General features: G+C 39.3%; 24 protein-coding genes and 1 tRNA gene. 9 read left to right on the top strand and 16 right to left on the bottom strand.

Going from position 1 to position 24,831, the window contains the following annotated elements:
• Window positions 1–7: 7 nt before the first annotated feature.
• Window positions 8–1,645, bottom strand: a complete 1,638-nt coding sequence (locus AC27HL_RS06185; RefSeq protein WP_487079798.1) for a hypothetical protein — start codon at window positions 1,643–1,645, stop codon at window positions 8–10.
• A gap of 229 nt (window positions 1,646–1,874) precedes the next feature.
• Here AC27HL_RS06185 and AC27HL_RS06180 point away from each other — a divergent pair, with 229 nt between their 5' ends.
• Together AC27HL_RS06180 and AC27HL_RS06175 are read left to right on the top strand one after the other, a co-directional pair.
• Window positions 1,875–2,321: a hypothetical protein gene (locus tag AC27HL_RS06180; protein WP_487079797.1), complete on the top strand. Its 447-nt coding sequence runs from the start codon at window positions 1,875–1,877 to the stop codon at window positions 2,319–2,321.
• 14 nt (window positions 2,322–2,335) lie between these two features.
• A complete protein-coding gene (locus tag AC27HL_RS06175; RefSeq protein ID WP_487079795.1) occupies window positions 2,336–3,373 on the top strand; it encodes a tetratricopeptide repeat protein in 1,038 nt (345 codons plus the stop codon).
• Between the two features lie 89 nt (window positions 3,374–3,462).
• Here AC27HL_RS06175 and secF read toward each other — a convergent pair whose 3' ends face one another.
• The 6 genes from secF to AC27HL_RS06145 form a co-directional block, all read right to left on the bottom strand.
• Entirely contained in the window at window positions 3,463–4,410 is a 948-nt protein-coding gene (gene secF, locus AC27HL_RS06170; RefSeq protein ID WP_487079793.1) for a protein translocase subunit SecF, read from the bottom strand.
• Window positions 4,411–4,422: 12 nt separating this feature from the next.
• Window positions 4,423–6,273: a protein translocase subunit SecD gene (secD, locus tag AC27HL_RS06165; protein ID WP_487079791.1), complete on the bottom strand. Its 1,851-nt coding sequence runs from the start codon at window positions 6,271–6,273 to the stop codon at window positions 4,423–4,425.
• A gap of 159 nt (window positions 6,274–6,432) precedes the next feature.
• Window positions 6,433–6,768, bottom strand: a complete 336-nt coding sequence (gene yajC, locus AC27HL_RS06160) for a preprotein translocase subunit YajC (RefSeq protein ID WP_487079789.1) — start codon at window positions 6,766–6,768, stop codon at window positions 6,433–6,435.
• A 77-nt stretch (window positions 6,769–6,845) separates the two neighbouring features.
• Entirely contained in the window at window positions 6,846–7,982 is a 1,137-nt protein-coding gene (gene tgt, locus AC27HL_RS06155) for a tRNA guanosine(34) transglycosylase Tgt (RefSeq protein WP_487079919.1), read from the bottom strand.
• Window positions 7,983–8,097: 115 nt separating this feature from the next.
• Entirely contained in the window at window positions 8,098–9,153 is a 1,056-nt protein-coding gene (gene queA / locus AC27HL_RS06150) for a tRNA preQ1(34) S-adenosylmethionine ribosyltransferase-isomerase QueA (protein ID WP_487079787.1), read from the bottom strand.
• A 179-nt stretch (window positions 9,154–9,332) separates the two neighbouring features.
• Window positions 9,333–9,857: a prepilin-type N-terminal cleavage/methylation domain-containing protein gene (locus AC27HL_RS06145; RefSeq protein ID WP_487079786.1), complete on the bottom strand. Its 525-nt coding sequence runs from the start codon at window positions 9,855–9,857 to the stop codon at window positions 9,333–9,335.
• Between the two features lie 320 nt (window positions 9,858–10,177).
• On the opposite strand from AC27HL_RS06145, the gene aceK reads away from it, so the two are divergent.
• From aceK to AC27HL_RS06120, 5 genes are all read left to right on the top strand, one after another.
• Window positions 10,178–11,902, top strand: a complete 1,725-nt coding sequence (gene aceK, locus AC27HL_RS06140; protein WP_487079784.1) for a bifunctional isocitrate dehydrogenase kinase/phosphatase — start codon at window positions 10,178–10,180, stop codon at window positions 11,900–11,902.
• Between the two features lie 137 nt (window positions 11,903–12,039).
• Window positions 12,040–12,116: transfer RNA gene (locus AC27HL_RS06135), tRNA-Trp, on the top strand.
• A 102-nt stretch (window positions 12,117–12,218) separates the two neighbouring features.
• On the top strand, window positions 12,219–12,629 hold the full coding sequence (locus AC27HL_RS06130; RefSeq protein ID WP_487079783.1) for a DNA polymerase III subunit psi: 411 nt from the start codon (window positions 12,219–12,221) through the stop codon (window positions 12,627–12,629).
• Window positions 12,626–13,087: a ribosomal protein S18-alanine N-acetyltransferase gene (gene rimI / locus AC27HL_RS06125; RefSeq protein WP_487079781.1), complete on the top strand. Its 462-nt coding sequence runs from the start codon at window positions 12,626–12,628 to the stop codon at window positions 13,085–13,087. The genes AC27HL_RS06130 and rimI overlap by 4 nt, the downstream gene beginning before the upstream one ends.
• A gap of 117 nt (window positions 13,088–13,204) precedes the next feature.
• Window positions 13,205–13,477 (top strand): hypothetical protein, encoded by a 273-nt coding sequence (locus AC27HL_RS06120; protein ID WP_487079779.1) that lies wholly within the window; start codon window positions 13,205–13,207, stop codon window positions 13,475–13,477.
• 44 nt (window positions 13,478–13,521) lie between these two features.
• Here the strand turns inward: AC27HL_RS06120 and AC27HL_RS06115 are convergent, their stop codons facing one another.
• The 9 genes from AC27HL_RS06115 to AC27HL_RS06075 form a co-directional block, all read right to left on the bottom strand.
• Entirely contained in the window at window positions 13,522–14,379 is an 858-nt protein-coding gene (locus AC27HL_RS06115) for a hypothetical protein (protein WP_487079777.1), read from the bottom strand.
• A 133-nt stretch (window positions 14,380–14,512) separates the two neighbouring features.
• Entirely contained in the window at window positions 14,513–15,088 is a 576-nt protein-coding gene (locus AC27HL_RS06110; protein ID WP_487079776.1) for a NapC/NirT family cytochrome c, read from the bottom strand.
• 26 nt (window positions 15,089–15,114) lie between these two features.
• Window positions 15,115–15,573 carry a nitrate reductase cytochrome c-type subunit gene (locus tag AC27HL_RS06105; protein WP_487079774.1) on the bottom strand — a complete coding sequence of 153 codons (459 nt, stop codon included), beginning with the start codon at window positions 15,571–15,573 and terminating at the stop codon, window positions 15,115–15,117.
• A gap of 55 nt (window positions 15,574–15,628) precedes the next feature.
• Window positions 15,629–18,118 (bottom strand): nitrate reductase catalytic subunit NapA, encoded by a 2,490-nt coding sequence (napA, locus tag AC27HL_RS06100; protein ID WP_487079773.1) that lies wholly within the window; start codon window positions 18,116–18,118, stop codon window positions 15,629–15,631.
• Window positions 18,115–18,417 carry a chaperone NapD gene (locus AC27HL_RS06095; protein WP_487079771.1) on the bottom strand — a complete coding sequence of 101 codons (303 nt, stop codon included), beginning with the start codon at window positions 18,415–18,417 and terminating at the stop codon, window positions 18,115–18,117. Before AC27HL_RS06095 ends, napA begins: the two co-directional genes overlap by 4 nt.
• Window positions 18,418–18,481: 64 nt before the next feature.
• Entirely contained in the window at window positions 18,482–18,619 is a 138-nt protein-coding gene (locus AC27HL_RS06090) for a TIGR02808 family protein (RefSeq protein WP_487079769.1), read from the bottom strand.
• A complete protein-coding gene (gene napF / locus AC27HL_RS06085) occupies window positions 18,612–19,115 on the bottom strand; it encodes a ferredoxin-type protein NapF (RefSeq protein ID WP_487079767.1) in 504 nt (167 codons plus the stop codon). Before napF ends, AC27HL_RS06090 begins: the two co-directional genes overlap by 8 nt.
• Window positions 19,116–19,442: 327 nt before the next feature.
• Window positions 19,443–20,735: a M56 family metallopeptidase gene (locus AC27HL_RS06080; RefSeq protein WP_487079765.1), complete on the bottom strand. Its 1,293-nt coding sequence runs from the start codon at window positions 20,733–20,735 to the stop codon at window positions 19,443–19,445.
• A complete protein-coding gene (locus AC27HL_RS06075) occupies window positions 20,728–21,114 on the bottom strand; it encodes a BlaI/MecI/CopY family transcriptional regulator (RefSeq protein WP_487079763.1) in 387 nt (128 codons plus the stop codon). The genes AC27HL_RS06080 and AC27HL_RS06075 overlap by 8 nt, the downstream gene beginning before the upstream one ends.
• A gap of 251 nt (window positions 21,115–21,365) precedes the next feature.
• Between AC27HL_RS06075 and prfC the strand changes: the two genes are divergently transcribed.
• Window positions 21,366–22,946: a peptide chain release factor 3 gene (gene prfC, locus AC27HL_RS06070; protein ID WP_487079762.1), complete on the top strand. Its 1,581-nt coding sequence runs from the start codon at window positions 21,366–21,368 to the stop codon at window positions 22,944–22,946.
• A 133-nt stretch (window positions 22,947–23,079) separates the two neighbouring features.
• Window positions 23,080–24,819 (top strand): arginine--tRNA ligase, encoded by a 1,740-nt coding sequence (gene argS, locus AC27HL_RS06065; RefSeq protein WP_487079760.1) that lies wholly within the window; start codon window positions 23,080–23,082, stop codon window positions 24,817–24,819.
• Window positions 24,820–24,831: the final 12 nt, after the last annotated feature.

Genomic DNA, 24,831 nt, shown 5'->3' with positions numbered 1-24,831 from the left:
CCGTTAATTAATCTTGATCTGCTGCTGTAACAGCCGCTTCAACCCACTTGTACCAGTCTGAGTTAGTATCGTTTTCTGATACCGCACCTATGTAGCTACCTGCTTGGAAGAAAGCATCTAAACCTGATAAGTCGTTGGCAGTTACAGTAATGTCTGCTGAATCAACGTCTGTTGCGAAAGCATTCGCTAACACGCTTGAAGTGCTAGCAATACGCTGGTTTGCGCCACCGTTGTCAAACCAATCAGCTTTTGCTGTGCCGGTTAATGCTGCTGGCTCTTTGCCTGAAACAAAGGTTTGTTCGCCTTTAAACTCGTTTACACACGCCATTACTGAGTTAGAGAATGACACTTCATCAACGTTGATTTCACCGTCTGATTTATGCTCGATACAGTTAGTACCGTTAGTGCCGTCTGTTTTCACGATTAGCGTGTTGTAGTACATTGATTTAATGGCATCATCGAATTTGAATGCTTGTGATGGGTCATCATCACGTACTGAGCTACCGTCGGTAGTTATCACAGTTACGTTAGCAAACGTTGGGTTTGACGTTGGTGCTTCAGAATATTCTGCCCCACCGTTCTTCTCGCCGTCGGTTTCAAAGCCGTTGTTACCCATGAATACGTCTGAGCCAGCAGGAATAGTTACACCGTCAACAATCACGTCATTTTTTGTTTGCACTGTACCGTGCTTAACAAAAATATATTGCCCGTTACCTTGCCAACCGGCATCAATATCAATGGCGTCATCTTGGGTATCAGTTACCACAATGTGACTAATGTCTGCTGCGCCACCGAAGAATTCAATACCATCATCAAAACCTTGGTGAATGTGAATGTAGTCAAATGCTGAGCCTGAGCCAACCGCATTTAATGTAAGTGAGTTAAGGTCATCCCCTTCACCACCTGAACGTGGGCCAGAGCCTGCATACCAAATGTTAGCGAATTGAATAGTACCACTGTTGTCAGCATTGTTGTTGCCACCAAAGTAGCTAGTAACACCTTCAGTAGTTACGTTACAAGTAGTTGCAGCACGTTGCGCGTCGGTACATTGGTTAGTGATACCAAAGCCGTTAATAATAATTCCGCCCCAGTCAGCAAACTGTGCACCGTTACCTACAACATCTAATCGCTCGTAAGCATTAGCAGAAGTGAATGTAATTGGTTTTTCTAAAGTACCAATAGCGTTAATTTTAGCACCACGACCTATGCGAATAATTGCTTCACCAGAGGTAAATGCTAGATTAGCACCTTCAACAACGGTTAATGTTGGGCCGTTGGCAGCAATAGTACAGCCTGTAGTCGTGTCACAATCTTTACCGATAAGCAGCGCACCGTTAAATACGTGAACACCGTCTTCAGGTAATTCGTTAAAGGTTAAGTCAGTTTCTATTTCAATATTTTTACTGGCAAATGCTGCTGTGTAATTACAATCGCGGCCGTCGTACGAACCTTGTAAGTCGCCACGTGTTGCACAAGGGTTAGTGTCGCCCGTGTTGCCACCGCCGTCGGTGTTGTTCGAGTTATTGGTGCTGTTATCAACACTATTGTCGTTTACGGTTGGCTCAATTTTAATGTCGCCACCACAACCAACTAAAGCCATAGCACTTACAATTACACTTACTTTAAATAGATTTTTGATACTCATTACAGTTCTGCTCCGCAGATTTATTATTAAAAAATATGCGATAATAGTACGGAGCAAAAATGACAAAAATGTTGAAATAATGTGTAGTTTTTATTTCGCTAACTTGACAAACAGGTGACACAAACAAGTCAAATTTATGACAACGACTTTATAGTGAATGAATAATTCTGAGTTAATTTTTTCCAAGAAACGGGCTATTTTGGTGTTCTACAGAGGATTTACTATACTAATGAGTAGCTTAATTAATGGACATACAGGCACACAGCATATGGACATACTATCAAACATTCCTACCGAGCAGTTATCACTTTATGCCAAAGCGGCGAACCGTTTTATTGATAGCACGAAATCAGGATTAAACTTTTATTTTAAGTTTCATATCACCTTATTAATTATCTCAATAGCGTCAATAGCCATTGTTTTCTATTTATTAGTTACCAGCGAGAATATGGATAAAATTACCGAGCTTTTAGGCACAGGTACGATATTTTCAATTGTCTTAATGTATTCCTTATATCAAATACAAAAATGCTGGTGCTGCAAAAATTCCTGCAACATTGCCATTTTCCATATTGATTTAGAGCAACCACAAATAGCCTTTGAATATATGAAATCCAGCGCCTGCCTTAAGCAAGGCGGAGAAGAGCTGCTTAATAAAATGGCGACTGGCAATTAGTGAAGGATTTCCTTATGAAGCAAGCACATTCTCAAGAGTCAAAAACTCAACAAAGCTCGATTGAAAATATTGATGCACTTTATGAGCGTATGAATTTAAAAAGCAAACAGCATTTTCGCTTAGAAACCATATTGTTTGTTTTGGTATTAATTGTACTGATAACCATGTTCGGGTTAGCAATCTCTAACTTAAATTCACAACTTACCGCGCAAATAGAGCAGAACACTAAGCTAGTAACTCGACTCGACAGCTTAGAGTCGGAAATGAAGGCCATTCGTAAAAGCATTTATGAAAAAAGTGGCATTAGTGTTAAAGAAGTTCAGCAACAATTAGTGTCTGATGTTATCGCTAAAAAAGTTAATCGTCGCGCTTCACCTGAGCAACTAAAAGTTATCGAGTCTTACCAGAAAGACAAAAACTACAGCGATTTAAAAGATAATATTTATTATTTAACAAAAGCGGTGGAGCTATCTGCTGAAAATGAACTGCCACAAGCGTTAGAAATGGTAAATAAGTCAATATCGCTAAACAATAAAGTTTCGACCCCTTATTCAGTAAAATCAGAAATTTATGCTAAGCAAGAAAAACTAGTACAAGCAACTGAAGCACAAACTAAGGCGATTGATATTGAAAGCCAATTACCTTTTAGTGAAGTGTTGCCAAATTATTACAATACCCGTGGTTTTTTATATATAAAACAGGGTGAGTTTGATTTAGCCTTAGCAGATTTTTACCAAGGTAGTGAATTAGCACTTGATGATGAAAAGTCTTTTATTCTAGAAAATGCTGTATTGGTAGCTTTGTACCAAGGCAATTGGCAAGAGGCTTTCGAAAGTTCTAGTGCGTTGATAGACTTGAATGTTGATGGCGGCTGGAAATGGTTTTTACGCGCAATAGCTGCGGATAAAATTAACGATAAAAAAGCACGGAAAATTGCTCGAGACAATTGGCAAAAAAGCATAAATGAAAACCCAAACGCTAATACCATTGAATTACTAAAAAAGGCATTGGCTAATACCAATATCAGCGCTTATCAGAAATGGTTAAAGTAATCACTTAATTTGAATGCATAAAAAAACGGCTCGTATAGTACGAGCCGTTTTTATGTTTTAGCGCCTATTAACAGCAGGCGTTTGAAATCCTAAGGTTGCATTTCTTGTTGATCTGCACCTTCTTTTTCAATCACTTCAGGAATTAAGTCTTCTTTCGAAATACCTAAGGCTAAAGCAACCGAACTGGCAACGTAAACTGAAGAGTAAGTACCAACAAAAACACCTAATAATAACGCTGTTGCGAAACCATGAATTAACGCACCACCTTTAAAGAACAACGCCGCTAAAACCAACAAGGTTGTAATTGAGGTAATAAAGGTACGCGATAAGGTTTGTGTTAAAGAAATATTGATTACTTCTTCTGGGCCACCAACACGTACTTTTCTGAAGTTTTCACGAATACGGTCAGAAACAACAATGGTATCGTTCAGGGAGTAACCTATAACGGCTAATATTGCTGCTAGTACCGTTAAGTCAAATTCTAACTGTAATACCGAGAATAAACCTAAGGTTAACAATACATCGTGAAACAATGCGAAAACAGAACCAAGAGCAAAGCGCCATTCAAAGCGGAAAGCAACGTAAACTAGAATACAAATAAGCGCCGTTAGCATAGCTAAACCGCCTTGCTCGGCAAGTTCATCACCAACACTAGCGCCAACGAATTCAATACGACGCATGTCGATTGCTTGGCCAGTACCTGATTGTAGAATATCGAGCACTTGGTTACCTAGCATTTCAGCTTTAACGTCTTCACGTGTTGCTAAACGAATAACAACGTCACGACTTGAACCATAGTATTTAACGATAGCGTCATCATAGCCATTCGAGTCCATAATGCCACGAATTTGGTTTAAATCTGCGGCTTGATCAAATCCGATCTCAATTAAGGTACCGCCAGTGAAATCTAAACCAAAATTTAACTTATTGGTGGCTAGTGAAAAAATCGACCCTGCCATTAACAAAATACTAAATATCATGGCTACCTTACGGTAGTTCATAAAGGCAACAGTTTCTTTTAATCTTAAAATTTGCATAGTATTGATGCCCTATATAGATAATTTATCGAGGCGTTTACCGCCCCAAACAGCATTAACAACCGTACGAGTACCAACAACGGCAGTAAACATAGAGGTAATAATACCGATAGCTAAAGTAATCGCGAAACCTTTGATTGGTCCGGTACCAATAGCAAATAGTATTAATGCCGCGATAAGAGTCGTAATGTTAGCATCAATGATGGTTGAGAATGCGGCATCGTAACCTTGATGAATAGATTGCTGAACTGATTTTCCAGCACGCATTTCTTCACGAATACGTTCAAAAATAAGTACGTTAGCATCAACTGCCATACCAACGGTTAATACGATACCAGCCATACCTGGCAAGGTTAATGCTGCACCGCCTGGCATCATTGACATTACGCCAACAATCATCACTAAGTTTGCACCTAATGCTAAGTTCGCAACAATGCCGAATGCACGGTAATAAACCAGCATAAATAAGAACACTAAACCAAAGCCCAGCATAATCGCTTGGAAGCCTAGCTCTACGTTTTCAGCACCTAGTGTAGGGCCAACGGTTCGTTCTTCAACAATTTGAATTGGTGCTATTAACGCACCTGCACGTAGTAATAACGCTAAGTTATGTGCTTCAGCTTGCGTGCCTGCACCAGTAATACGGAAGGTTTTACCTAAACGCGCTTGAATAGTAGCAACACTGATAACTTCTTCTATTTTTTCAAAAATAGTATTACCTTCTGCGTCAACACGATCCGTTGGTTTGTATTCAATAAATACCGTCGCCATTGGTTTACCGATACTATTTTTAGTGCCGTTAGACATTTTGCTGCCGCCGGCTGAGTCTAAAGTAATATTTACTTGTGGACGGCTGTATTCGTCAAAACTAGAACCCGCGTCAACAATATGGTCACCCGTTAACATAACGCGTTTTTTCAATAATACTGGTTGGCCATTACGCTCTTTCAACAATTGTGAGCTGCCTGGAACTCGTCCGTTAAGAGCTGCACCTAAATCACCTTCTGTATCAACTAGGCGAAACTCTATAGTTGCCGTGGCATTTAGAATTTCTTTCGCTTTTGCGGTATCTTGTACACCTGGTAATTCGATAACAATGTGCTTTTTACCTTGGCGCTGTACTAGTGGCTCTGCAACACCTAGTTCATTTACACGGTTACGAATAATGGTAATGTTTTGCTGAAGTGCATATTCGCGGGTTTCTTTTAACTTTTGCTCGGTCATTTTTGCCGACAAAGTTAAGGTATCTTCGTTTGTTTCAATTAACAAATCGCGATTTTGCTTTGATAGGAATGAATCTGCTTTATCTAAGTCTTCAACATTACGAAATTGAATATTGATAACATCGTTAGCTTTTTTCACTGAACGATAACGAATTTTCTCTCCGCGTAAGCCGGTGCGAAAATCATCAACTAAGCTTTCTTGTGCTTTAACAATAGCTTCGTTCATATTAACTTCCATTAAGAAGCTAACACCACCACTTAAATCTAAGCCTAATTTCATTGGCGTACCGCCAATACTTGCCAACCACTCTGGCGTTGCCGGTGTTAAATTTAAGGCTACAGAAAATTTATCGCCAATACTTTCATCAAGTAAGTCACGCGCACGTAGTTGTTGTTCTGTATCATTGAAGCGTGCCAAAATTTGGCCTTTTTCTAAAACAATACTAGCGTATGTAATATTTTCACTATCTAATTGCGACTTAACATTATCGAGTGTTGCTGCTGTGGTTTCTACACCACGTAAGCCTGAAATTTGTACTGCTGGGTCTTCACCATAAAGGTTAGGAGACGCATACAAAGCACCAATAGCCACTATAAATAGCACCATTAATGACTTCCACAATGGATATTTGTTTAACACAAGTTCATCCTATCTTCTTTTTGAATCGCTCTAATAAACTGTAAATATATTAGAACAAAATTTATGAGTATTTCATTGCTCTAGTTACGCAAAAGTGCCAATTGATAAAATATCAACAAGCACTTTCAATGTCGCCAAAGCTTTCACAATAATGACTCGTTATAGAGACTTCATTGTACCTTTTGGCAATACTGCATTTACAGCGCCTTTTTGTACTGTAACTTCAGTACCTTCAGCGATGCTAACAACAATAAAGTCTTTTTCATCAGAAACTTTAACAATTTTACCAACGATGCCACCTTGAGTAAGTACTTCATCACCTTTTGATAACTCAGCCATTAAGCTTTTATGCTCTTTTACGCGCTTAGCTTGTGGGCGGTAAATCATAAAATAAAATACTAAACCAAAAACGGCCAACATAATTAACATTGATGTACCATCAGCTTGTTGAGCAGGAGCTGCCGCAGCGTGGGCTTGGCTAATAAATAAACTCATAAATTCCTCTTATTATTTTTTCTAATTAATTGTTCTAGTTAAAGCGATTAAATGGTGAAATCAAACCTGTTAAGGTTTTAATCCGTTTCTGTTCCTGAACCCGCTAATGGTGGTACAGGTAAATCACGTAACGCATAAAACTCGGCCACAAACTCATCTAGTTTGCCTTGCTCTATGGCATCGCGCAATCCTTGCATTACACGTTGGTAAAAACGTAGGTTATGCATAGTATTTAATTGCGAACCTAAAATCTCATTACACTTGTCTAAATGATGCAAATAAGCACGCGAATAGTTTTTACAAGTATAACAATCACAGTCAGGATCTAATGGTCCAGTATCTGTTTTATGACGAGCATTTCTAATTTTAATGACGCCATTAGTCACAAATAAGTGTCCGTTACGGGCATTACGTGTTGGCATTACACAGTCAAACATGTCGATACCGCGACGAACACCTTCAACTAAGTCTTCAGGCTTGCCTACTCCCATAAGATATCGGGGTTTATTTTCTGGGATCAAGGGGGTGGTGTGATCTAAAATGCGAATCATGTCTTCTTTTGGCTCACCTACTGATAAGCCGCCGATAGCATAACCGTCAAAACCTATACTGGTTAAGCCGTCAACAGACACTTCGCGTAAGTCTTCGTACATACCACCTTGTACGATACCGAATAAAGCGTTTGGATTACCTTGATGGGCATCTTTAGAACGTTGTGCCCAGCGTAAAGACAGTTCCATAGAAACTTTAGATTCTTCATGGCTTGCTGGGTATGGCGTACATTCGTCAAATATCATCACGATATCTGAGCCTAAGCTGCGTTGCACTTCCATTGAACGCTCAGGCGTTAACATGATTTTTTCACCGTTGACAGGCGAGCTAAATTTCACGCCCTCTTCGGTAATTTTACGCATTTTACCTAAGCTAAATACTTGGAAACCGCCTGAGTCAGTAAGAATTGGCTTATCCCAGTTAATAAAATCATGTAAGTCGCCGTGCTGTTCAATAATTTCAGTGCTAGGGCGTAACATTAAGTGAAATGTGTTGCCTAGCAATATTTCAGCGCCAGTATCAGCCACTTCTTCAGTTTTCATGCCTTTTACTGTGCCGTAGGTGCCAACAGGCATAAAGGCTGGTGTTTCTACCGTGCCACGGGCAAAAGTTAAACGTCCGCGTCTTGCTTTACCATCAGTTGTCAGCAACTCATACTGCATGGCTTTTTTTTCAGTTTTGTCTGTCATTTTACTTCCTTCACCTACTAGCGAAACAGGCTAGCGGTTATTTATACTCTTGCTAGAGATGCTAGCAAGCTAGATTACTTTAATAAAACTAATTACCCGCGTTGGTCTTCTTGGTTAGGAACATGGCATCACCGTAACTAAAAAATCGGTATTGCTGTTCAACCGCATGTTGGTATGCCGTCATTATATTCTCATAACCAGAGAAAGCACTTACTAACATAAGCAAGGTTGACTCCGACAAATGGAAATTGGTCACTAGAGCATCAACTATTTGAAATTCAAAACCTGGGGTAATAAAGATATCGGTGTCACCGTAAAATTCGCTAAAGCTTTCACCTTTTTCTTGTGCTGCTTTTGCTGCACTTTCTAATGAACGCACTGACGTTGTACCAACCGCGATAACTTTACCGCCTTTAGCTTTGGTTTGTTTAACTTGTTTAACAACATTGTCAGGTACTTCAACATATTCTGCATGCATAATATGATCAGCAATTTCATCAACTTTAACTGGCTGGAAGGTGCCTGCACCAACATGTAAAGTGACAAATGCGAAATCAACGCCTTTGGCTTTAAGCTTTGCCATTAATTCATCATCAAAATGTAAGCCAGCGGTTGGTGCAGCTACGGCACCAGGTTTTTCGTTATAAACGGTTTGATAGCGTTCTTTATCGCTTTCCTCATCGGGGCGGTCAATATAAGGAGGCAATGGCATATGCCCCACCTCTTCCAATACTTTAAGTACCGATTGTTCACCATGAAACTCAAGCTCAAATAAAGCGTCATGGCGCGCTACCATAGTTGCCTTAACTTTACCTTCAAGTAATATTTCGCTACCCGGTTTAGGGGACTTACTACAGCGAATATGGGCAAGTACTCTGTGCTCGTCCAACAAACGCTCAACTAACACTTCAAGTTTACCGCCACTGGCTTTTTGACCAAACATGCGTGCAGGAATAACACGTGTGTTGTTAAATACCAGTAAATCGCCAGCGGCGACATGCTCAATTAAATCGGTAAAGGTTTCATCTGCGAGTACACCACTATTACCGTTTAGCGCCATTAAACGGCTGGCTGAACGGTCGGCTTTTGGATATCGAGCAATAAGCTCTTCGGGTAAATCAAACGAAAAATCGGCTACACGCATGGTAATTTAACTGGTTTAATAGATGAAAAAACGCGTAATTTTAGTGCTGTGCGCTATGAATAGCAAGAAAAATAGCAGCTATGGCTTTTTAATGATTTTATTCAAAAAAGGTAATCAGGCAAAGTGATCGTGATTACCATTTTGAAAAATTACATTCAGCGCGTATTCAGCGTATTTGTTCACTCACATGCAACGAGTTCAACGCTTGGCTCATCTAATCCAACCATGCTCATGGTATATTTCACATAACAGGAGTCATTCAGGAGTTTTTTAGTCGACGAGTCAACATTATCAGCGAAGGTAATTTCCGCACTATAATTGTCATTACCATTTGCCGTGAATTCTGTGACAACAAAATCACCGTCAAGTCCTAAGCCGATTCCATCAACTAAAACCGATAGAGTTTTATCATCAGGCGCTGGATAGCCAAAGCCGAAAGTACAACCAGAGCAACCTGCGATAATATCTTCCGCTTTTGGTGTTGTAGCTGAATTTAATATTTTTTTATCGGCATCTTTAACCAATAATTTTGCGTGGCTAGTGCTTAATGCTGATGCCAAAGCACCTTTTAACCCTTGTAATGCTGAAGTTCGCGCTTCTGATTGCAAATCAACAAAACGAGGAGCCGCCGCAGCAGCAAGAATACCCAAAATAACAATAACAACGACAAGTTCTATTAAGGTAAAACCTTTACTTTTATTCATATTCAACATCGCCTCAACTTACTAATGTTTGCCATAACTTGCGAATTAATGATGACAAAGTGCACTATTTCCCTGCATTGTAGCGCTTAAAAAACGAAGTGAAAGTGCTAATGTTACATGGTGACAATTTCGCACAATTTATTAACATAGCTTTATAAAGCTTCAATTATATTTAACATTTAGCAACGAAAAGCTATCGCAACATTTATCATTGCAATAGTGAACATTCAGCAAAATGTCATCTAGTTTTCAAGAGATATAGCTAAGATAACCGTGTGCTTGAAATAACAGAGTTTTGATACCTGAAAAAGGACTACCATATGAATTCAACGGCAGCAGCAATTGCAAAAACAATTATCAATGGCTTTGAGCGCCATATTTTTCTTTTTAAAGAAATGACATTGTCGGCAAAAACGCGCTTTGAAAATTATCAATGGCAAGAAGTGCAGGCGGCTGCAAAAGCTCGCACAAATTTTTATGAACTTCGAGTAAAAGAAACGCTCGACACACTCAAACAAGACTTTTTGATCAGCTCACTTGACGATGAACTTTGGCAACATGTTAAAAACAACTATATCGCTTTGCTTAGCAAACACCCTCAACCAGAATTAGCCGAAAGCTTTTACAACTCAGTTTTTTGTAACTTGTTTGAGCGCAAGTACTATCACAATGCGTACATTTTTGTGCAATCAACTGCGACACGCTTAGACGCTTTTCCGACACCGAAAATATATACTAGTTATCATCCCGCCGAACATGGGCTTTTTCAAACCATTAGCCATATTATGAAAAGCCAAAATTTTTCTGTGCCATTTGTGCATTTGAAGAAAGATATTAACACCCTGATCACTCAGTTTCGTCAACAAGCCCACAAAACCCGCTTTCAGCTGTCAGAATTACGATTTGATATTTTAGACTCTGTGTTTTACCGCAATAAAGGGGCTTATATTATTGGCCGTGTTATCTCCCCAGGGGGTGAAACCCCTTTTATAATTTCCTTATTAAATAGTGAGAAAAGCGGTTTAACTATTGACGCCTTGATCACACAAGGCGAGCAAATGGCAGTGGTATTTGGTTTTGCCCGCGCCTATTTCTTTGTGGATTGCCAACACCCTCATGCCTTAGTTGAGTTTTTAAATCGATTAATTCCTCATAAAACGCGTGCTGATTTGTACTCAGCTATTGGCTTTCATAAGCAAGGTAAAACACAGTTTTACCGAGATTTTTTGGACCACCTTGATAACAGTGAAGATGAACTTGACCTTGCACCTGGCATAAAAGGTATGGTGATGTCGGTGTTTACCCTCCCCTCATATCCTTACGTATTTAAAATTATTAAAGATAAGTTTTCACCAAGTAAGAATATGACCCGCGCTGATGTCAAAGGTAAATATCGTTTAGTAAAATTACATGATCGTGTTGGCCGTATGGCCGATACCATGGAATATTCTGAGGTTGCTTTTCCAAAACATCGTTTTTCAGAACGCTTATTAACGGAGCTTAGTGAAGTAGCGCCGTCATTACTAAGGTACGAAAACGATTTGGTGATCATAAAACATATGTATATTGAACGTAAAATGACACCACTTAATCTATATCTTGCTAAGGCTAGTGATGAAGAAGTTGAGAATGCCATGTATGGATATGGCAAAGCCATTAAGCAATTAATTGCCGCCGATATATTTCCCGGCGACATGTTATTGAAAAACTTTGGCGTCACTCGCCATGGCCGAGTAATATTTTATGACTACGACGAAATAACCTATATGAATGAGGTAAATTTCCGTGTCAAACCAGAACCCGTAACCGAAGAACAAATTTATGCCGCCGAACCATGGTATTCTGTTGCCCCAGGCGATGTTTTTCCAGAAGAAATAGCAACTTTTGCCTTAGCAAATAATCGCTATCGACAAGCATTTTTAAAACATCATGCCGATCTGTTAACAGCTGAATACTGGCAAACCTGCCAACAAGCTGTCGCCAAAGGTGTTTATGCAGATGTTTACCCTTACCCTGAACACTCTCGTTTCTGTAACATGAGCTAAACTGAGCGATAAAGCAGCAAAACAGATATTTAGCGCAATAAAAACGAAACTTTTGCCGATTATTTAAGCGAACAGTATCTTTTTTTAAATTAGCGCTTTACCTTTGGCTTTGCATCAGTATAATTCGAATCCGTTGCAGGGGTGTAGTTCCAATTGGTAGAACAGCGGTCTCCAAAACCGACGGTTGGGAGTTCGAATCTCTCCACCCCTGCCATTTTCCTTTCTTAATATTTTTCCAATTTATTTTAGCTTTCTAGTTTTTCCAAGTAACAAACTCTGTCATGATAACCATGATTTTTAAAATGCCTGAAACCACATGAGTATTACCAAAAGACAATTTGATTTGCTAAAGGCTATGGACATTACCGTTTGGCAACGTAGAGAGCTTCCAGCACAAGCAAGCGCTTGCGATGCTGCTTCGAAATCAGAAAGCCATAACATTAAAAGCACTAGGCAAAATAATGCGACTTTGAGCGTTGATATTAGTGATTTAATTAATCAGCAACTGTTCACTGACATTATTCATAGCTTAGGGGTTAGTAGTGCTGATTTATCGATAAACAACCACACCTTAGATTTAGGTATAATTAATTGGCAATTTAGCGCTCAAGACAAAATTGAATTTAAGCACAATTGCTTAGTAACTCCGACATTATCTGTAATAGCGGCCTCAAAAGCCTTAAAAAGAACTTTGTGGCAAGCACTGCAAGTATTAAGTAAACCATGACAGCTCCAGTAAATCACACTTTCAGCACCATCAGTTTAGAAATCGCCGAAAAGTTAATGCCAATAGAGCAAGCTTGCCATGTACACCCATGGAGTGAAAAAACATTTAAAAGCTGCATAGGTGGTCGATATTTTGGCGAGTATTTAATAATTGATGAGGTGATTGTTGGCTTTTATGTAGGTGAGCATGTTGCCGGTGAGTCGACCTTAATGGATATTTGTGTTGCGCCAGAGCAGCAAGGGAAAGGCTACGGAAAAATATTGTTATTACAGTTTTTTCAACACTGTAAACAGCTATCAACCGAAACTATTTTTCTAGAAGTGCGTGCTAAGAATATAAGTGCCCAAATGCTATATATTAATCAGGGGTTTACCGAAATATCTCGCCGGACTGGCTACTACCCAAGTAACTCAGGGTTTGGTTACGAAGACGCTATTGTTATGTCTAAAAAACTATAGTTAAACAAAAATTTTAACGGGAATAACACTTAACTACATTTTTTTACGCCTCGCCTCTATTTCCATAATGTAGAAGTAATTAAACTGCATTTAACATCTAATAAACCATTAATTTCAATGCACAGTATGCAAGCTAATACCCGCTCAAGAGTTTCACGTCATTTTGCTAATACCGGGCAAAATGAAAGTTTGGCTACTGAAGACGTTGTTGAGCAATTGATGGATGATGCCGTTAACCAATTAACCGCAATAACAGGCTTAAAGCCAAGCCAAGTCATTGAGATGCTAACTAATAGATATAGTGGACAACATATTCAGCGTCAATCGCACAAAAATAGGCAACTATTAAATGACGATGAAAGCATTTTTATTGGCAATCTATTTAACTAATTTATTGAGCTAGCTCTGCCGATTTAGCTTAGGTAAAACAACCATTACTGCACTCTTACGGCACGCTGAACAAGAAAACCAATACTTGATTGGCTACCATATAGCTTAAGCTTGTCGTCACGATTTAGTGCCGACCAGGTTTTCTTCGATAATACCCCACAAATATAATCTAGCTGCATATCACGATATTCGCTTAAATAAACTTTCCCGTTACAGTGCTTTTTTCTAAATCGACGCGCTTTGCTATTAACGGTCACTAGCTTTGTAGTTTTAACATTATTAACCACATACAGATGAGCAATTACAGGTAAACTCTTTGAGGTAATAAAAAAAGTCGTTGTTAAGATAATAATTGCGACCAAAACAATTAGCCAAGGCTCATTATCACCTTTCTTAGTATTAGTTGTACCACCTACATTCTGCTCAAATTGCTGTGCTTCTGATGAGCCCTGATTCGTATTTTGTTGGCGGCGATACTTAAATTTTGAAAAGCCATAAGCTACGGCTGCGAAGATAGATATGAACCAAGCTAAGCGACTAACAACTTCGTCGTAACTTGGCGCAAGTAAAAATGAGTTGAAATAAACCGGAGCGCAAAATACCGCTAGAATAATGGCAAACTTTATAAAGCCAAGCACAGTAATAATTTGCTGCTGATCACGCTTTGCTGATTTAGCGTCCCAATAACTTGTTATCGCTTGTTGTTCAACTTTATCGCGTTGTACATCATGTAAACTCTCTTTAAGGGTTTGTTGTGTCAGCTTTTCTTTCTCAAGTTTTTCTTTACGCGCTATTTCCGTGATCAATTTCTGATAATTATCAGGGTGTCGCTTTGCATCTATAGCTGCTAACACATCATACAATTCTGCTAAGGTATATTTCTTATATTCAGGACTTAACAAGGCTATCTCTCCATGATAAACACAAATTTTCACTCACCATATTTATATTTTAATCATTTAGCAATTTTACAAAAAACAACAAAAAGCCGAGCTATTGCTCGGCTTTTTCAATGTGATTAACTTAAACTAGCAATTACCAGTTTTCAACCCCTTTCATATCAGGTAACTCGTGAGCGATACCTTTATGACAATCAATACAGGTTTTTTCGCCAGACGCTAGTGCATCAGAGTGCATTTTAACACTGCGGTTACCTTGCTCCGAAAAGTCCATATATTCAAAGTTATGACAGTTACGACATTCTAATGAATCATTGTCTTTCATGCGTTTCCATTCACGCTCGGCCATTGCACGACGATGATCAACAAACTCTTCTCGGGTATCAATTAAGCCGGTAAGTTTACCCCAAACTTCTTTACTGGCAGCAATTTTACGAACAATTTTATCAGTCCATTTTTTAGGAACATGACAATCAGGACACGTAGCGCGTACACCTGAGCGGTTAGCATAATGGATAGTTTCACGATATTCTTCGTAAACATTATTTTCCATTTCATGACAGCTAATACAAAACTCTTCAGTGTTAGTTACTTCTAACGCAGTATTGAAACCACCCCAAAAAATTATCCCACCGGCAAAGCCTATAGCGAGAATAAACCACATCGCAGCACTGCTTGGCGATTTTAAAAACGTCCAAATATTTTTTAGCATCTTAAACCCCTTTGCGTTGTAACGGCTTATTCATTGCCTAATGATTCAACTGGTTCAAAGGTATTTTCAACCAATGGAGCTGCATCTGCTTGCGTAACATGACACTGCGAACAAAAATAACGACGAGGTGAAACATCTGATAAGGTTTTGCCATCACGAGTTTCAAAGTGCGTTAAACTAATTTTTGTCGCACCAGTTTCTGCAGCATGTTTCCAACTATGGCAAGTTAAACATTTATTACTATTTAAATCGACACGGTAACCACGAGTTTGATGTGGCACTACCGGTGGTTGGTGTACATAGTTACGAGCAATTGGATTTTTGTCTTTAATCACACGTTTTAGTCTTTCTGCTTCACGTGTTTCATCAAGCGTTGCAGCACCGCGAATTGTTGCTAAACCACCAGAGTTAACTGTTTCTTGTGCAATTGTAATTGACGCTACCGACAATGTTGCTACTACAGCTAATAAAGATAATAATTTCATTTTTTTACTCCACCGCATCGGTAACGTTAATTACCGATGCATAAATTCGTCAAAATTAGGCTTTAGTCACTTTAACCGCACACTTTTTATAATCCGTTTCTTTCGAAAGCGGATCTGTTGCATCAAGTGTCAGCTTATTAGTTAACTGCTTAGCATCAAACCAAGGCATAAATACTAAGCCTTTTGGTGGACGGTTACGTCCGCGAGTTTCAACGCGTGATTCGACTTCGCCTCGACGAGAAGCCATTAATACTTTATCACCACGACGCAGACCACGTTCTCTCGCATCATCTGGGTGCATAAATATTACGGCATCAGGAAATGCCTTATGAAGCTCTGGTACACGCGCTGTCATGGAACCTGAATGCCAATGCTCAAGTACACGACCTGTACTTAACCATAAGTTGTACTCCTCATCTGGAGACTCTGCTGGTGGCTCATAAGGTAATGCAAAAATAATCGCTTTATTGTCTTTTTTACCATAAAACTGTACTTCGCTACCTTTAGCAACGTAAGGGTCATGGCCTTCTCTAAAACGCCACTTAGTTTCCTTACCATCAACCACTGGCCAACGTAACCCGCGCTCTTCGTGGTAGCGATCAAAGTCAGCTAAATCATGACCATGGCCACGGCCAAACTCAGCATACTCTTCGAATAAGCCTTTTTGGATATAGAAGCCAAAATGATCACCTTCAAAGTTAGTATCACCTTTTGATTCTGACATTGGGAATTTATTGACATTGCCATTAGCGTATAAAATATCAAATAGTGTTTTCCCTCGAACTTCAGGTTGCTTAGCAATCAGTTCTTCTGGCCATACTTCTTCCACTTTAAAGCGTTTTGAAAATTCCACTAACTGCCATAGGTCTGAACGTGCTTCACCTGGCGCATTCACTTGTTGGTGCCAGAACTGGGTACGACGCTCTGCGTTACCGTATGCCCCTTCTTTTTCAACCCACATAGCGGTTGGTAAAATCAGATCTGCGGCTTGTGCGGTAACCGTTGGATATGGGTCAGATACAACAATAAAGTTTTCTGGATTGCGGTAGCCCGGCAACGTCTCTTCATTCATATTCGCTGCAGCTTGCACATTGTTATTACATTGCACCCAGTAAGCGTTAAGCTTGCCGTCTTTAAGCATACGGTTTTGTAAAACCGCGTGATAACCTGGTTTTGGTGGAATTGTACCTTCTGGCAGCTTCCAAATATTTTCAGTAAAGGCTCTATGCTTAGGGTTTTTAACCACCAAATCAGCTGGTAAACGGTGCGCAAAAGTACCTACTTCACGTGCGGTACCACATGCAGATGGCTGACCCGTTAATGAGAACGGACTATTACCTGGTTCAGAGATTTTACCCGTCAATAAATGAACGTTATACATTAGGTTATTCGCCCAAACACCACGGGTATGTTGGTTAAAGCCCATAGTCCAAAATGAGGTAACTTTCACTTTTGGATCCGCGTAAAGCTTCGCCATTTCAATTAAGTTAGCTTCAGGTACACCAGAAAGTTTTGACACATACTCAACAGTATAAGTACTGACGAATTTAGCGTAATCTTCAAAGCTCATTGGCTTAGAACCACCTTTTCCAGGGTTCTTAGCTGCTTTTTCTAGCGGATGTGTAGGACGTAAGCCATAGCCTATATCAGTTACCCCTTCGCGAACATTAACATGCTTTTTCATAAAGTCTTCATTAACAGCATTATTTTCAATAATGTAGTTTGCAATGAAGTTTAAAATGGCTAAATCTGTTTGCGGTGTAAAAATCATACCGTTATCAGCAAGCTCAAAACTACGATGTTTATAGGTTGATAAAACATGTACTTTAACATGCGGTGCACTTAAACGACGATCAGTTAGACGCGACCAAAGAATAGGATGCATTTCAGCCATATTTGAGCCCCAAAGCACAAATACATCAGCATTTTCCAAATCGTCATAACAGCCCATCGGTTCGTCGATACCAAAGGTACGCATAAAGCCACCAACAGCAGACGCCATACAGTGACGAGCATTTGGATCGATATTATTAGAACGGAAGCCTGCTTTCATCAATTTAGAAGCTGCATAACCTTCCCAAACCGTCCATTGGCCTGAGCCAAACATACCAACAGATGTCGGGCCTTTTTTCTTAATAGCAGCCTTAAACTTATCTGCCATAACATCAAATGCTTTATCCCAACTTACCGGTGCAAAGTCACCTTCTTTATCATACTTACCATCAGTCATACGTAATAAAGGCTGGGTTAAGCGGTCCTTACCATACATAATTTTTGATAAGAAATAGCCTTTAATACAGTTTAAGCCTTTATTAACTTCAGCCTCAGGATCACCTTGGGTAGCAACAACTTTTCCGTGCTGTGTACCAACTAAAACACTACAGCCAGTACCACAAAAACGACAAGGCGCCTTATCCCACTTAATAGTGCTTTCTGATGAATTAGTGATCAAATTTGAAGCTGCACTTGGTACTGCAACCCCTGCTGCAACAGCAGTTGCAGCAACAGCGTTTGCTTTTATAAAGTCACGTCTAGTTAAAGTCATAGTTTTTTCCCCTGATGCTGAGGTAAGCCAGCGTCATTGTGATGAAATATTAATGATGATGAAATAACACCGCTAACATTGCCCATATCGGTAATTGTTTCAATAATACGTTTAGCTTGATTTTCTTCGCCTTCGAGTCCCTCGACCGTAACTACCAAACTGCCATTTTCTCCTTTGGCATGTACTTCAGCACCGGGAAACTCAGCCAAGTTTTCCGCTACTTTTTCCGCATTCTTAGGATGAGCCATAAACATAACTCCAGCTATATTTACGGGGCTTTCTTCTAAAAGATTTATCACATTTATTGCCCTCTTATTAACGTTCGGTAACTCGTTTTATGCAACGAAGAACAAACTAACTAAATTACTCGCTTGGCTTAGCGCCAAACATTTTTAAAATAAAAACTGCGACAATCGCTGTGGCGATAAAACCAAACAAAAAAATAAATGGCATTGAGGAGTACCCCAGCACATTCCATATTAATTGCTCTAATTCACTCATGGTCTGCTCCTAACAAGGATGTTGATAACTTAATTGCTGATTCAGGACAAACTGACACACAAGCCCCACAGCTACTACAATCACTTAATACAATATTGGGTTGAGGTACTGATGCCTGAAGGTATTTAAAAATAATGGCTTCGGGCTCACAGCTATCTTGGCAAATTTGACAATGAACTTGCTTAGTTGCCAAACAATCAGAGGTAATTTCAATATTAAGTTGCCAAGGTTTGCTTTCAAATGTGTTAAATAAAGGCTCATCACAAGCGACAACACATTGTTGGCAAAATGTGCACTCTCCTTTACTGAAATTTATTTCAGGAAAGCCACCGTCACCTTTAACAATAATATTTTCTTCACAAGCGCTTAAACACTTGCCACATTGTGTACAACCTCGTGTAAATAAAGTTTCATCAGCTGTCCAAGGCAGCCTAGTCGCCGGTGGCGTAGAAACTTTTTTTGCTCGCAAAAAATTACGGCGCGTTAAATCAACCATAAAAATCCAATACCACAACGAGATGCAACAACGTTATTCCTCATAAAAATGTCATTACCAAAATATCATGCGCCGACAATACAATAACGCTAACTCAAAGAGCTTGATATAAATCAAACAATTTAAGCACAATTATAAAAAACCTTATATTTTTTAAGGTTACCACTGGAATGACTAAAATCAACTAATTTAAAGCATAGACTATTCCTTGTTTTTTAATAACTTTTGTTGAATGCTTTTGTTTTAAATCATCCTTCCTATTTATTTAGCCTAAAACTAAAAAAAGACCAAATAATTGGTCTTTTTTATTAAGGTCTACTCCAGGCTCTATTTGGAAACTTCAATTCTTTCCACAAGGTGAATGGGTTGATTTGAATTCTTGTCCATACGAAAATCAAGTTGGACAACTAGCCCCTCCTTAGTTGCATGATTTTTTGAACCATATTTCCATTTCGACAAAGCTGTAATAGCGACATCATCAAAAACTTTTTCAGGCTGTGCAGCAACCACGCGAATGTTTTTAGTTGCACCTTCACTATCAACATCAAACTTAAGTAAAACCGCACCTTCTACACCTTCTTTCGCAGCTTTAATTGGGTATTTAGGCTCAATACGAATAATTGGGTATACATCATTAACGGCTTGTTTATGTTTGACTTGGTCTCCCGTTTGGCCTTGCATGCCAACATGGCCGGCATAACTTATACTGGTCATTAGGGCAGTCAATATAACACCATAAACAGTTACTGCTGGCTTTCCCATCACCTTAAAATTTTTAATTTGCGTTATTCTTTCTAACATCACGGTTTTATCTCCATATTCATTAAACGATAAGTGAGCAAAAGCGAATCGTTGCTTTTGTTGTGCGGTAATTAGCAATGCTCTACTATAGTTAATCCTGCTATCTAACGGCTTGCGCGCCAGCGTAGTTTGATCACAGGAAAGCTCTTGGTCACGGCGAAACCTAATATAGGCTAGCCATGCCAACGGGTGGAACCAAAACAAGGCAATTAAAGCAAATGCCAATAGGTTCCAATAAATGTCATTGCGATCAAAATGACAGATTTCGTGCGCAACAATAAGTTGCTGTTGTTCTTGGTTATATATTTCGAGAAAACGACTCGGCAGTACCAATTTAGGTGTTAGTAAACCTATGATCATCGGACTTTCAATACTTTCACTGACAACAAGCATCAAACGGCGTTTAGCAATTGTTGATCGTAAACTCTGCTCTATACGAGTAGAGATATTGTGTGCTGCGGGCAATAAGGTACGCTTAAATTGCCAATGCTCAATTACTGCAATTATCAGCAAAAAGCAGGAAATAAATGCACTAATAATAGCGAGCCAATTGAAATCATTAATATGCGATAGTGCTTGTTTAGAGGTCACTAATATACGCTCAATATTATTATTTGCGAGGAATTGACGCTCCGAGTTAAACAACAAAGGTGCTAAGTGATAACCTATCAATGCCAGTGGCACGACAAGCCAAGTAAAATATGTGCTATTAGCACCGAAAAACTTTAACAGTACCGGCCGTAGCAAAAGTACTAAAGCCAACACCAAGGTTAGGGGGATTATCGCATTGGTTAACACATTAAATAATGACTCAATCATGCTCACTTTCCCATTGGTCAATAAGTGACTTGAGTGCCTCGACATCATCTCGCTCTAACTTCTTATTTTTAGCAAAGCCAGCAACTAAAGGCGATAATTGACCACTAAACAATCGCTCAACTAAACTTTTGCTTGCTGCTTGCGTATAGTGCTCTCGCTCAAACAATGGGGAATATAAATAGCGGCGCTGCTCTTTAATAAAACCAACCGCTTGTTTTTTTACCAATCGATTAAGTAAAGTTTTTACGGTTTTCTCATGCCAAGTTTTTTTCTTACTGAGTCGCTCAACTATATCGCTTGCCGCGGCCGGATACTGTTGCCACAACACTTCTAATACTTCAAATTCAGCTTTGCTGATATCAGCCATTTGCTGTTCCATTGACCTAGCTCCACACATTCATCGGGTATAATTCAACTTGATTACAATTGTAATCAACAACACAAAGATTACAACCGTAATCTATAAAGTCAAGTTTTTTGCGGTTAATTTTTCAGATTGAGAAAATAAATCAAAAATAATACCGATTTCTCGGCATATAGTTACTGCCCTTCGTCTTGGTTTTCGCTATAATGTTGCGCTTTAAAATTTACGCTAAATTTATTTCATCCACTAAATAACAGGTAATTTGCATGTCTGTACAACAGCAGGAAGTCGATTTACGTCGCACCTTCGCAATTATTAGTCACCCTGATGCGGGTAAAACGACGATCACTGAAAAAGTACTACTTTTCGGTCAAGCTTTACAAAAAGCAGGGACGGTAAAAGGCAAAAAATCAGGCCAACATGCAAAATCTGACTGGATGGAAATGGAAAAGGACCGTGGTATTTCAATCACTACCTCGGTTATGCAATTCCCATATGCTGATTGCCTAGTCAACTTACTTGATACTCCAGGCCATGAAGACTTCTCAGAAGATACTTACCGTACACTGACTGCCGTTGATTCATGTTTGATGGTAATTGACGTTGCAAAAGGTGTAGAAGCACGTACCATAAAATTAATGGAAGTGACCCGCTTACGCGATACACCAATTATTACTTTCATGAATAAAATGGACCGTGACGTTCGTGACCCAATGGAAGTAATGGACGAGGTTGAAGACGTATTAAAAATTAAATGTGCACCAATTACTTGGCCAATTGGCATGGGTAAAGAATTTAAAGGTGTATATAACATTTTAACGGATGAAGTATTTTTATATCAGTCAGGTCAAGGTCACACCATTCAAGAAAAGCGTATTATTACGGGTATTAACAACCCTGAATTGGACGCTGAAATTGGACACTATGCTGAAGATTTACGTGAAGAGCTAGAACTTGTTATCGGCGCATCACACGAGTTTGATCATGAAGAGTTTTTAAAAGGTGAGTTAACTCCGGTATTTTTTGGTACGGCATTAGGTAACTTTGGTGTTGACCATATGCTTGACGGCTTAACCAAATGGGCTCCTAAACCTTTACCACGTTTAACGGATACTCGTACCGTAAACGCAGAAGAAGAAAAATTCTCTGGCTTTGTATTTAAAATACAAGCGAATATGGATCCAAAACACCGTGACCGTATCGCCTTTATGCGTATTTGTTCAGGCAAGTACGAAAAAGGCATGAAAATGAAACAAGTACGTATCGGCAAAGACGTTAAAATTGCTGACGCGGTAACTTTTATGGCGGGTGATCGTTCCAATGTTGAGCAGGCCTTTGCCGGTGATATTATCGGTTTGCATAACCATGGCAGTATTCAAATTGGCGATACCTTTACCGCTGGTGAAAATATGAAGTTTAGTGGCATACCAAATTTCGCGCCTGAAATGTTTAGACGCATTCGTTTGCGCGACCCGCTTAAAGCAAAGCAGCTTCAAAAAGGTCTTATCCAGCTCTCTGAAGAAGGTGCAGTACAAGTATTTAGACCATTAAATTCTAACGACATGATCGTTGGTGCGGTTGGTGTACTACAATTTGAAGTTGTCGTGCAACGATTAAAAACTGAATACAATGTTGACGCTATATACGAACCAATTAGTGTTGCTACGGCGCGCTGGTGTACCTGTGATGATGAAAGAACATTAGAGCAATTTCAAAAGAAAGCTTACGATAACTTGGCATTAGATGGTGGCGATAACTTAACTTACATTGCACCAACTATGGTCAACCTAAGCTTAGCGCAAGAACGCCACCCTGATATTGTGTTCCACAAAACACGTGAACATTAATTGTTCATCAATGGTGACAAGCGAAATTCTATCGCGTAACTTATTCATAAGCGTAATATTTTAACTTACGCTTATCGACTCAAGGTTGATTAAAACAGCGTTGAGTTTGCAATCCAATAAAGAGTTAATTTACATGAATATTAGTAACATCCTAAGTGAAAAAGTTAGTGCAGCTATGACGGCAGCAGGTTTGCCGGAAGGAACAAATCCAGCGATCAGTCTATCAAACAGAGCAAACTTTGGTGACTATCAGGCAAACGGTGTTATGGGTGCAGCTAAGAAGCTCAAAACAAATCCAAGAGAGTTAGCAACAAAAGTTGTTGATGCGCTTGATTTATCAGGCATTGCCGAAAAAGTAGAATTAGCAGGCCCTGGCTTTATTAATATTCATTTAGATAAAAATTGGTTAGCAACGCAACTAAACCAAGTGACAACTGACAACAAGTTAGGTGTTAGCCAATCAGCCAAACCACAAAAAGTTGTGGTTGATTATTCTGCACCTAATCTTGCTAAAGAAATGCACGTAGGCCACTTACGCTCGACCATAATTGGTGATGCTGTTGTTCGCGCTTTAGAGTTTCGTGGTGAGCATGTTATTCGTCAAAACCATATGGGTGATTGGGGCACACAATTTGGTATGTTGCTGGCACATTTAAGCGACAAGCTTGCGTCCAACGAAGTAGCTGAAACTGCTCTTGCTGATTTAGAGAACTTTTATCGTGAAGCTAAGGTACGTTTTGATGATGAAGACGGTTTTGCTGACCGTGCCCGTGACTATGTTGTGAAATTACAAAGTGGCGAAACACAATGTGCGAAACTTTGGCAGCAGTTTATTGATATTTCAATTGCCCATAGTGAAGAAATTTACCAAAAACTAAATGTTACTTTGACCCGCGATGACATTATGGGTGAAAGTGCCTATAACGATGACTTATCTAACGTTATTGATGAATTAATGGCACAAAAAATTGCTGTTGAAGATCAAGGTGCGAAAGTAGTTTTCATTAACGAGATGGCCAACAAAGACGGCGATCCTTCAGTATTTATCGTACAAAAATCAGGTGGTGGCTACTTATATGCAACAACCGATTTATCAGCATGTCGCTACCGCAGTGGTGAACTAAATGCCGATCGCATTATTATTTTTACAGATGCCCGCCAAGCATTGCATTTCAAACAAGTAGAAATTGTTGCCCGTAAGGCTGGTTTCTTACCTGAGCATGTTGGCTATGATCACTGTCCATTCGGCATGATGATGGGTGATGACGGTAAACCATTTAAAACCCGTACTGGCGGTACCATTAAACTTGCAGAATTACTTGATGAAGCCGTTGTTCGTGCAAAAGCTGTCATTGCAGAGAAAAACCCTGATTACTCTGACGAAAAGCTGAATGAGGTTGCAGAAAAAGTTGGTATTGGCGCAGTAAAGTTTGCTGACTTATCAAAAAATCGTACCAGTGATTACATCTTCAACTGGAAAACCATGCTAAGTTTTGAAGGAGCGACAGCACCTTATTTACAATATGCGTACTCTCGTATTCAAAGTATTTTTAGCAAAGCAAATTATAGTAAAGCTGACACTCAGCAAGCTATTGCTATTATTGAGCCGCAAGAAAAAGCCTTAGCATTAAAATTATTACAACTTGAGAACGTACTTGATGCTGTTATCAGCGAATGTACGCCTAACCTGTTATGTAACTATTTATATGAGTTAGCTAGCTTGTATATGAGTTTTTATGAAGCCTGTCCAATTTTAAAAGACGATATTAACGACAATGTTAAAGAGTCTCGTTTAGCGCTTTGTCAAATGATCGCCAATACCTTAAAACAAGGTTTAGATATTTTAGGTATTGACGTAATGGAACGTATGTAATCACAAATAAAC

The organism is Colwellia aquaemaris (assembly GCF_057548755.1).
Note: the sequence above shows the minus strand (reverse complement) of the source record. Positions and strands in the feature narration are given on the sequence as shown.

Bases quoted from the DNA above. Each gene is read 5' to 3' on its own strand.
- AC27HL_RS06185 (WP_487079798.1), bottom strand. From the start codon at position 1,645: ATGAGTATCAAAAATCTATTTAAAGTAAGTGTAATTGTAAGTGCTATG.
- AC27HL_RS06180 (WP_487079797.1), top strand. From the start codon at position 1,875: ATGAGTAGCTTAATTAATGGACATACAGGCACACAGCATATGGACATA.
- AC27HL_RS06175 (WP_487079795.1), top strand. From the start codon at position 2,336: ATGAAGCAAGCACATTCTCAAGAGTCAAAAACTCAACAAAGCTCGATT.
- secF (WP_487079793.1), bottom strand. From the start codon at position 4,410: ATGCAAATTTTAAGATTAAAAGAAACTGTTGCCTTTATGAACTACCGT.
- yajC (WP_487079789.1), bottom strand. From the start codon at position 6,768: ATGAGTTTATTTATTAGCCAAGCCCACGCTGCGGCAGCTCCTGCTCAA.
- tgt (WP_487079919.1), bottom strand. From the start codon at position 7,982: ATGCAGTATGAGTTGCTGACAACTGATGGTAAAGCAAGACGCGGACGT.
- queA (WP_487079787.1), bottom strand. From the start codon at position 9,153: ATGCGTGTAGCCGATTTTTCGTTTGATTTACCCGAAGAGCTTATTGCT.
- AC27HL_RS06145 (WP_487079786.1), bottom strand. From the start codon at position 9,857: ATGAATAAAAGTAAAGGTTTTACCTTAATAGAACTTGTCGTTGTTATT.
- aceK (WP_487079784.1), top strand. From the start codon at position 10,178: ATGAATTCAACGGCAGCAGCAATTGCAAAAACAATTATCAATGGCTTT.
- AC27HL_RS06130 (WP_487079783.1), top strand. From the start codon at position 12,219: ATGAGTATTACCAAAAGACAATTTGATTTGCTAAAGGCTATGGACATT.
- rimI (WP_487079781.1), top strand. From the start codon at position 12,626: ATGACAGCTCCAGTAAATCACACTTTCAGCACCATCAGTTTAGAAATC.
- AC27HL_RS06120 (WP_487079779.1), top strand. From the start codon at position 13,205: ATGCACAGTATGCAAGCTAATACCCGCTCAAGAGTTTCACGTCATTTT.
- AC27HL_RS06110 (WP_487079776.1), bottom strand. From the start codon at position 15,088: ATGCTAAAAAATATTTGGACGTTTTTAAAATCGCCAAGCAGTGCTGCG.
- AC27HL_RS06105 (WP_487079774.1), bottom strand. From the start codon at position 15,573: ATGAAATTATTATCTTTATTAGCTGTAGTAGCAACATTGTCGGTAGCG.
- napA (WP_487079773.1), bottom strand. From the start codon at position 18,118: ATGACTTTAACTAGACGTGACTTTATAAAAGCAAACGCTGTTGCTGCA.
- AC27HL_RS06090 (WP_487079769.1), bottom strand. From the start codon at position 18,619: ATGAGTGAATTAGAGCAATTAATATGGAATGTGCTGGGGTACTCCTCA.
- napF (WP_487079767.1), bottom strand. From the start codon at position 19,115: ATGGTTGATTTAACGCGCCGTAATTTTTTGCGAGCAAAAAAAGTTTCT.
- AC27HL_RS06080 (WP_487079765.1), bottom strand. From the start codon at position 20,735: ATGATTGAGTCATTATTTAATGTGTTAACCAATGCGATAATCCCCCTA.
- AC27HL_RS06075 (WP_487079763.1), bottom strand. From the start codon at position 21,114: ATGGAACAGCAAATGGCTGATATCAGCAAAGCTGAATTTGAAGTATTA.
- prfC (WP_487079762.1), top strand. From the start codon at position 21,366: ATGTCTGTACAACAGCAGGAAGTCGATTTACGTCGCACCTTCGCAATT.
- argS (WP_487079760.1), top strand. From the start codon at position 23,080: ATGAATATTAGTAACATCCTAAGTGAAAAAGTTAGTGCAGCTATGACG.